We start from the raw sequence: 9,070 nt of genomic DNA on the forward strand, positions 1-9,070 counted from the left end.
TTTACTACTTAAAGTAGTTTAATGAATCGACTGGTTTATATGATTACTATTTTGTTTTCAAGGTTCATTATGTTTGTCAGTCGTTGTCCGTTGACTTGTATTATCTTATCTTACTCGGTTACATATGTCAACACCTTTTTTACATTTATTTTACTTTTTTTATTTTCAGGCCTGATTTATCTGTTTTGCAAAGGTTTTTATATTGTCATATTGTATATCTATAATATCTGTTTTACCATCTACCTCTTTGCCTTGCCCCTTTTTAGCTCCTGCATTTTCAATTTGCTTTATTATAAATTTTTCTAAAAAATTCATTTTACTAAATTGATAAGATCCACCACAACAGCATTTTGCAATTACTCCGTTTATAAAATCGGCATCAAAACTATTTGTTATATATCGCTCTGGATTAGATCTATCCATACAACAGATAAATACTGCTACCTTCTTACTCTTAAGTGCTTCCTTATTAGTTTCATAAAATTCTTTAACTTCTTTTATTATATGTCCTGCATAAATAGCTCCACCTATTACGATTTTATCATAGTCTACTGTTTTAATATCTTTGTTATCCTTTAAATTAATTACATCTACCTGTCCAGTTAAATTCTTTGCAAGTTCCTTAACACATTTCTCCGCTGTGCCATATTTAGTTCCATATACTATAAGTGTTTTCATATTTTTCCTCCTTTTTGTATCTCATCACCTTGCTCTAATAGCTCTTCCATATCAGTTATATTCATCATTAATTTTTTTAGTCCTCTAGCAGTAATATCAATGTCCTCTTATATTTAATCTCACTTCTTTCAATATAATATACTATATTAATTTAAGAATACGCCTTTATTTCAGAATAGTCAATTATATCTATTTAAAGAAATAGCCTTAAAATGACTTTGATCTTCTCTTCATTTTAAGGCTACTATACTACATAATCTTATCTAATAAATATACCATTGCTGGAATAGTAACTATACACATGGCTGTAGAAATTAATATAGTTTGTGATGCTAATATGGCATTATTCTTATATTCTTTTGCTAACATTCCTGTATTTGTAGCTACTGGCATTCCTGCTGTAATAACTGGTACGATCACTAACCATGGATTATCTATTTTTAAGCCATAATAAAGTACAATGCACACTAAAAATGGAATCACCATCAGTCTAATAACTGCAAAGATGTAAATCTCTACTTTATTAAACATCTCTTTGATTGGCAGTTCGCTAAGCATGGCCCCTATAGTAATCATAGATAATGGCGTACATAAACTTCCAACCTCTTTCATGCTACCTATTACAAATCGAGGTAACGGTAATCCTATAATAAATAATGCTAAACCTATTACGCTAGCTACTGTACCTGGATTAATTAATGCTTTTAAATTTAATTTTCCCTTTTCACTATTATGAGAATTCATAACGGCAATCCCTAAAGTATATACAAGTACATTAAATGGAATATTATAAATTACTGCATAAAATAATGCTTCTTCACCATAAATTGCTTGGAATACTGGAAATCCCATAAATCCTGCATTTGAAAAAGTACTCGCAAATACAAATATATTACGGTTTGTTAAATCTTTTGCTAAGAACTTAGAACTAATTAATCCTATCACATATGCAAGAGCATAAGATGGTATTGATAATAATAAAATTATTATTGCACTTTGTAACTTTTCCTTGGTTAAAGGAATAATCATACTTGATACTAATAACATTGGTAAAGTTACACGTACTACAAATTTCGATAAAAATGCTGTATGTTCAGGTAATATAAATTTAATTCTTCCTAATATATACCCAATTAATAAAATCATAAATAAAATACCTAGCTGCGTATATATATTGCCAAAATCCACTGTGTTCTCTCCCTTTAAGTTTTATATTAATCATATAATAATTTATTACACCATTTAGTTTTTTTGAATCACTAACTCCGTATTTTTCATAAATTCAGTTGGTGCAATACCTATATATTTTTTAAAGACCTGGCAAAAATGTTTATATTCATTGAATCCTGTCATATTGGATACTTCATAGACTTTATATTTTCCTTCATTTAATAACTCAATTGCTTTTTGCAATCTATACTTATGTAATATCTCTAGAAATGTTTGTTCCATTTCTTCCTTTAGTTTACGGCTTAAATAACTACTGCTTACGCCTAATTGCTCTGCGACCAATTCTATAGTAAGTTTATGTGTATATTCTAGTTTAATAATATTTAGTACTTTACTCACATAAGAGTTACTAGACTTATTTTTTTCAATATAAATATCTAAATCATTAAACTGTATTTCTCCTTTATCCTTAGTCTTTTCTAATAAAGTATTATACGTACGCAAATTATAAATTTCTTTTTTTATCTTCTCAACTACCATGCCTAATTCATCTTCATCTATTGGCTTTAGTAAATAATTAGACACTTGCAAGGCAATCGCTTTTTGTGCATATTCAAATTCAGAATAGCTAGTTAAAATAACACTTTTAAAACTCCTTATACCTTTGGCCTGCTCTAGCATTTCAATTCCCGTCATCTTAGGCATAATAATATCTGTAAAAACAATATCCGGATTTAGCTCTTGTATCTTTTCTAATCCATCCTTACCATTTTTCGCTTCACCTACTATAATGCATCCCATATTAGTCCAATCTACAGTATGTATTAGTCCTTTTCTAATCATATCTTCATCTTCTACAATCAAGACTTTTAGCACATTTCATCGCCCCTTTATGAATCGGTAATGTTATTTTCACAACTGTTCCTTCATTTTTTTCACTTTTTAAATCTATACCATAGGCTTTACCATACATTAATTGGATTCTCCTATGAACATTGTATATCCCGATGTGTCTTAAACATTCTCCTTCTTGATTTAATAATCCCTTTATCTCTTCAAGCTTTTCACTACTCATTCCCACACCATCATCATAAATTACAATTACTAAATCATCTGCTAAAAGGCTGACTCTAATATGCACCATTAATTTGCCCTGTTCTCCGAAACCATACTTAATAGCATTTTCTATAATAGGCTGCAAGATAAGTTTCGGTACTACACATTCCTCTGTTCCTCTTTCCATATAAATTTCATAATTAAACCGTTCACGAAAGCGATATCGCTGAATTAATAAATATTTCTTGATATATTCTAAGTCCTCTAATATAGTTACTTCTAAATTACCACTAGTAATACTATATCTTAACAATGTAGATAAACTAATTATCATTCTACTCGCTGCATTAGGATCTAATTTAATCATATATTTAATATGCTCCAATGTATTAAATATAAAGTGCGGATTAAATTGAGATTCTAATTGTTTAATTTCAGCAATACTTGTCTGTCTAATCTTTTCTTCATTTATGGCCATCAATTTCTTAATACTGTCTAACATCAGATTATATGATCTACCAATAATCTCAAATTCTTCATAAGACTGTATATCTAAAATCATATCTAAATTTCCTGTCTGCACTTCTTTAAATGCCTCTACAGTTTTATTAATCACTTTAGTTTTTTCCATTGTAAGCCTTTTTAATATATACAGCATAGCCACACTTAATATAATTACAATTATTCCAATAAATATTCCTGCATATACAAAGATATCGTATAACCTACCTACTGGTGTAAGTGTATAAATCTTCATTTTTCCATCTATAATGCTGCTATCTCTTTTATAATATTTTTCATTATCTATACTGATATAATTATTTTTTTCTTTAAATTCATTTCTTATCTTATCTAAAGAATTAGTATAACCAAACGAAGTTGCTAAAAATAAATTATCATGAGAATCTGTCACAATGATATGTGTCAATTCTGCTCCCGATGTTTTTACAAATTCATCCCCATATAAAACAAATAGAATATAACCTTCAACTTCTCCATATTCTTTAATCGCCTTACCAATTAAAAGTTTAGTTCTGCTTAAATTCTCCTTATAGATTCTATTGCATTCTAAAATTACCTCTTCAGGCTGATTTTTCATACGTTGTGTAATTCCCCAAGAAACATGAGTATCTCTAGGTAGAAAGTTAGGCACTTGCCTCGTACTTCCAGCTAACATATGCAGATTTTTATCTAACACATAAAAATCCACTTTTTCCTCTATACTATTAGCAAAATAATAAAGTTCTTCATAAGCTTTATTTTTATGTTTCTCATCATTGAGTGCTGCATAAAAGTCTTGATCTTCAGTAAGCTCATCTACCTTATCAATAAATTGACCTATCACTCTTTCTAATCTATTTTTCATCCATACATTCTTATCTGCTGTCCTACTGATAATTGTCTGATTCCAAATAATCATAATCATGCCACACGTAATAAGCGTAATAATTGTAATAGGAATGAGGGCATTAAAAACAAAAATACGATAAATATCTTCCATAAAATAACGTTTCTTTAGCTGTTTCATGCCCTCACCTCTAACTTATTGAATTTTCTTAACTTTAATACCCATTTTACCACCTTATCCCACTTTTGTCACCTACTACACATTTACTTCTTTGCTTCCAGATAGTTTAAAGAATATTAATAATGAAATAACTGTTGTTATAGTTAATATAGTGGATAAAGCTGCGGCGGTACCATAGCTTGCCCTAATAACCTCTGTATAAATTGCTACTGACATTGTTCTTGTATTCCCTGTATAGAGGATAATAGAAGAACTCAGTTCATTAATAACCGTAATCCAGCTCAAGATTGCACCAGCTAATACACCTGGGAGCATCATAACTGCTGTCACCTTAAAGAAAGTTCGAACAGGTGAATATCCTAAACTAATAGAAGCTTCCTCCATACTTGGACTAATCTGATATAAAATTGCCGCACTTGAACGTAATGTATAAGGTAATCGCCTAATAACAAATGAAACAATCAAAATCATAAATGTCCCACTTAATAATATAGGCTTTTTATTAAACGCAAGTAACAATGTAATACCTAATACAGAACCTGGTACAATATAAGGGAACATCGTAATGGTATCAATGATACTTGTAAAAATATTTTTCCTACGTATAGAAAGGTACGCAATAAACATGCCTAAAATAATAATAAGCACAATAGCTATAAGACCATAGCTATAACTATTTATAATTGCTTTTCCTGCATTCTTAAATATTTTTCTATAACTATCTAATGAGAATCCGCTAGTAAACATAGATCCTTTCGTCTTAAGAAATGATGTATATATAACTGTAATCTGAGGAACGATAGATAGAAATATAGAGAAATAAATGAACACATGCATTAATACGCCTCTTACCCCTCTAGGTTCTTTAGGCTGAATAGGTCTTAATGAACTCATAGTAAAAGACTTTTTATTAACTACATATTTTTGAGCCATAAATAATAAGGCTGTGATTAATACCATAATAGCCGCCATAGCTGCTGCAAAGTTAGCTTGCCCACCTACTTCACTAATAAACTCTGAATAAATAATAACCGGCATAACACTATACCCTTCACCGATTAACATTGGTGTACCAAAGTCTGCTAAGGCATTCATAAATACTAAAAGTGCTCCAGCTAATACAGTTGGTAAAATAAGTGGCATAATAATGGTTACAATTTTCTTAGTTGAACTACACCCTAAACTTCTGCTGCTTCACTTAATGACACATCAATTTTCTTCAATGCACCTGATACATACAAATAAATGAAAGGATATAATTTCAAAGTGAATACTAACAAAATGCCCCCAAATCCATAAATAGAAGGTAACTCAATATTAAATACATTTGCAAAGAACTTTGTAATAACACCACTTCTACCAGCTAATAAAATCCATGAATACGCTCCAATAAATGGAGGTGAAAGCATAGAAATGATGACAAGTACTTCTACAAGTCCTTTTAATTTAATCTTGTAACAAGTCATAAAGTACGCAATAGGTGCCCCAATTAATATAGCTAAAATTGTTACACTAATTGTGACCTTAAAGCTGTTTAACATAGATTGATAATAATATTTCTTTTGAAAGAACTTAGTAAAGTTACTTAAAGTAAATGCTCCTGTTTCTGTATCTTGAAAACCACTGATAAATAACGAAAGCAATGGATAAATTAAAAACAAAGCAAATATACCCATAATAACTACAGTAATAGTACTCCAAAAATCCCATTTTATCTTAGCTTTATTCATATGCATTCACATCCTTAATCAAACTCTTTTGACCATCATCTGTAAATATATTAATCTTAGATTTATTAGGTGCTAAGCTAATTGTATCTCCTACTTCATAAGTCTTTTCAATATGGCCTACATCTTGAGAATACTCAATAGATGGCTGCCTTCTACAATCATATCTTCATCAAATTCTAATTCATACTCTATGTATTTGCCTAAGAATGTCTTACTTTTAACTTTTGCTTTGATTCCTTCATCTGCTATACTAAATTCTTCTGGTCTAATTGCTATGATAACATTAGCCTTATCTCTTGTATCCTCAACTAATGTATCCATTTTTATTTCATAACCATTTTTAAATTTAACAAAAGATCCCTCTTTAGTTGTAGTTAATACCCCTTTAAATAGATTTGAATGACCAATAAATGTAGCTACGAAAGTATTCGCTGGTCTTGTATAAATGTTATGTGGTGTACCTACCTGCTGAATAACACCTTCTTTCATAACTGCAATTCTATCAGAAACGGCTAACGCTTCTTCTTGATCATGGGTTACATAAACAGTGGTAATACCAACTTCTTTTTGGACTTCACGTATAGCACTTCTCATTTCTACTCTTAACTTAGCATCTAGATTAGAGAGAGGCTCATCCATTAATAATACACTGGGATGAATAACTATAGCTCTCGCTAATGCCACACGCTGCTGCTGTCCACCTGACAATCTTTCTGGCAAGCGATCTTGATAATCTTCTATTTTAACTACCTTTAGAATTTCATCTACCTTCTCTTTCATTTCCACTTTATTAATCTTTCTAAGCTTTAATCCATACTCCACATTTTGTCTAACAGTCAAATGTGGGAATATAGCATAACTTTGAAATACCATCCCTATATTTCTCTTATAAGCAGGAATATCATTGATTACTTGATCACCAAATTTGATTTCACCGCCTTCTATAGTGTTAAATCCAGCAATCATACGTAATAAGGTAGTCTTTCCACAACCAGATGGGCCTAATAAGGTAAAAAACTCCCCATTCTTTATTTCTAAAGATAAGTCTGGAATAACTGTAAACTCAGCATATTTCTTTACTACTTTCTGTGCACTAATTGAAACACTCATTTTATTCCCTCCCTTATAATGAATAATACCCACAAGGACTTAGCAATGTGGGTATTATTTTATATCTTATTGGCTAAAGTTACTGTACACTTGTAAAGATATCTTTAAACTTATCAAGCCACTCTTGCTTTTTCTCTACAACAAGTTCTTCATCATCTTCAATGAGATTAATATTTTCAAGTTTCTCAAGACCATTTGGTGCTGGTACATCTTTTCTTACAGAACGACGGTTAAGTTGTTCAATGATAATTGTTTGTGCATCTTTGCTTGTTACAAAATCAATAAATTTCTTAGCATTTGCTATATTTTTAGCATCTTTAATGATATAAACACCATCTGGTTTAGAGATAACGCCCTCTTTCATATAGACGAGTTTAACTGGTGCACCATCTGCTACATATTTAGCTCCACCTTCTTCAAAAGTAAGACCTACTGTATATTCACCATCTGCTACTCCTTTATATACGGCTGATGAACCACTTAATAATTTACCATCTAAGTTCTCACATAATTTTTCTACATAATCCCATCCATCATCAGGATTACCATTACCCATTGCATAAAGCATATTAATAAGGTGTTCATAAGATGATGAAGATTTTGCTGGATCACAGTGTGCAATCTTTCCTTTTAATGCTGGATTTAATAAATCCTCATATCCTTCTATCTTAATATCTCCTATAAGATCTGTGTTTACCATGATTACACTAGGGATATTTGTGAAACGTGTTAATGAGCCTTCAACATTTTTCATATTATCATATACATACTCTTCATTAACTGATTGATACTCTTCGAATAAATCTTGTTTAGGTTTCATTGTAGAAAGTGAACCACCCCAGAAAATATCGCCAAGAGGATTACCTTGTTCAGATTCTACTCTCTTTAAAAGTTCTCCCGTACCAGCAGCTACAACGTCTACTGAAATCCCTGTTTGTGTTTCGAATTCATTAACAAGTGGTTCAATAAATTCAAGTGGATGTGGACAATATACAACTAATTCATCGGTTTCAGGTTCTGTTTGTTCCTGTGCTACTTCCACATTCTCTTTCTGTGCTTCCCCATTATTAGCTGATACTTGATTTGCAGCACCGCCACATCCAGCCATAGAAACAGCCATGATTAAGCTTGTCATTAATATAGCTAATTTTCTCATTTAATTTCCCCCTTATAACTCATATTTTATTAATAACTCCATTTTAAAATTTTCATCTATCCATCTCAATCCACAAAACATGTAAAATATCTTAAAATCTGAACTTATAAAAATTTATAAAAAACGCCCTAAAGGGGGGTTACTAAATGAGGATATTTCATAATTCAAAAGTTGCCTTCTGTTTTAATTACTTAGAGTTATGCTGATACAGTTTGATTTTTTTCAGCATCATTGTATTTCTCCAATTGATAGGAATAATGCCCTGACCATTATATTTTCATAGAAGGCCTGATAAAGTTCAGGTTTATCATAGCTGCATCCATTAAGTAGTATGAAGGTTTAAATAGTTCTTCATAATCTTCCTTTAATTTTTATACAAGTGGCTCTGCCATATCCATATCGGCTACATTAGCTGGAGTAATCATGTACGATAATGTAATACCACTAACAGTATCAACTAATGCATGCATTTTCCAACCAAAGCATTTAATAAAGTTACCATTAAGTTAGGAAAAGTTACATGCATCAATAAGTCCTAGCGAATTAGCTTTATAAATCATTCTTCTATAAGTTCTTTCTAAAATATCTGTCTCAGAAAGCTTTTTAATAAAACAACTAAAAGTTACTGCACTAGGAGTTTTA

The 9,070-nt window shown here is 30.7% G+C and carries 6 protein-coding genes and 2 pseudogenes; all 8 read right to left on the reverse strand.

Going from position 1 to position 9,070, the window contains the following annotated elements; translation table 11 throughout:
• Nucleotides 1-165: 165 nt before the first annotated feature.
• On the reverse strand, nucleotides 166-678 hold the full coding sequence (locus JCM14822_RS16970) for a flavodoxin domain-containing protein (RefSeq protein ID WP_054743651.1): 513 nt from the start codon (nucleotides 676-678) through the stop codon (nucleotides 166-168).
• 249 nt (nucleotides 679-927) lie between these two features.
• Nucleotides 928-1,866: an AEC family transporter gene (locus JCM14822_RS16975; RefSeq protein ID WP_054743653.1), complete on the reverse strand. Its 939-nt coding sequence runs from the start codon at nucleotides 1,864-1,866 to the stop codon at nucleotides 928-930.
• Between the two features lie 54 nt (nucleotides 1,867-1,920).
• Nucleotides 1,921-2,724 (reverse strand): response regulator transcription factor, encoded by an 804-nt coding sequence (locus JCM14822_RS16980; protein WP_054743655.1) that lies wholly within the window; start codon nucleotides 2,722-2,724, stop codon nucleotides 1,921-1,923.
• Nucleotides 2,696-4,432 carry a sensor histidine kinase gene (locus tag JCM14822_RS16985; protein WP_054743657.1) on the reverse strand — a complete coding sequence of 579 codons (1,737 nt, stop codon included), beginning with the start codon at nucleotides 4,430-4,432 and terminating at the stop codon, nucleotides 2,696-2,698. Before JCM14822_RS16985 ends, JCM14822_RS16980 begins: the two co-directional genes overlap by 29 nt.
• Nucleotides 4,433-4,507: 75 nt before the next feature.
• A pseudogene (locus JCM14822_RS24655) lies at nucleotides 4,508-6,162 on the reverse strand (ABC transporter permease).
• Nucleotides 6,155-7,272 (reverse strand): annotated as a pseudogene (locus tag JCM14822_RS16995) (ABC transporter ATP-binding protein). Before JCM14822_RS16995 ends, JCM14822_RS24655 begins: the two co-directional pseudogenes overlap by 8 nt.
• A 79-nt stretch (nucleotides 7,273-7,351) precedes the next feature.
• On the reverse strand, nucleotides 7,352-8,428 hold the full coding sequence (locus JCM14822_RS17000) for an ABC transporter substrate-binding protein (RefSeq protein ID WP_054743658.1): 1,077 nt from the start codon (nucleotides 8,426-8,428) through the stop codon (nucleotides 7,352-7,354).
• A 371-nt stretch (nucleotides 8,429-8,799) separates the two neighbouring features.
• Nucleotides 8,800-8,919, reverse strand: a complete 120-nt coding sequence (locus tag JCM14822_RS20655; RefSeq protein ID WP_157047852.1) for a transposase — start codon at nucleotides 8,917-8,919, stop codon at nucleotides 8,800-8,802.
• Between the last annotated feature and the right edge of the window lie 151 nt (nucleotides 8,920-9,070).

This window comes from Cellulosilyticum ruminicola JCM 14822 (assembly GCF_001311925.1).
Classification (GTDB): Bacteria; Bacillota; Clostridia; order Lachnospirales; family Cellulosilyticaceae; genus Cellulosilyticum; species Cellulosilyticum ruminicola.

Bases quoted from the DNA above. Each gene is read 5' to 3' on its own strand.
- JCM14822_RS16985 (WP_054743657.1), bottom strand. From the start codon at position 4,432: ATGAAACAGCTAAAGAAACGTTATTTTATGGAAGATATTTATCGTATT.
- JCM14822_RS16970 (WP_054743651.1), bottom strand. From the start codon at position 678: ATGAAAACACTTATAGTATATGGAACTAAATATGGCACAGCGGAGAAA.
- JCM14822_RS17000 (WP_054743658.1), bottom strand. From the start codon at position 8,428: ATGAGAAAATTAGCTATATTAATGACAAGCTTAATCATGGCTGTTTCT.